The 253-nt window shown below is 52.6% G+C and carries 1 pseudogene; it reads right to left on the bottom strand.

The window, feature by feature from the left end:
* Positions 1–253 (bottom strand): annotated as a pseudogene (locus IV91_RS16135) (IS1634 family transposase); the annotation flags it as partial.

The raw sequence follows: 253 nt of genomic DNA, 5'->3' as shown, positions 1-253 counted from the left end.
ATGGCGCTTTCTTTCTTCTCGCGGCCCAGGGAGTGACAATATAAACGAACTTCTTTGCCGTCCTCGCTGATCTCTTTCTGGATGCGCAAAGGATCACCCCCCGCAGTTTCAATGCTGATGCCCTGGGTTTCGTCGAATTTCCTCACCCTGTCACGACTGACTACCAAATAGCGATAACCGTGTTCGATCAGCCAGCCGACATTGGCTTCAGTCGCAATTCCCCGATCCATGATGACCAATGCGCCTTGTGGTG

This window comes from Ferrovum myxofaciens (assembly GCF_000735045.1).
Classification (GTDB): Bacteria; Pseudomonadota; Gammaproteobacteria; order Burkholderiales; family Ferrovaceae; genus Ferrovum; species Ferrovum myxofaciens.
Note: the sequence above shows the minus strand (reverse complement) of the source record. Positions and strands in the feature narration are given on the sequence as shown.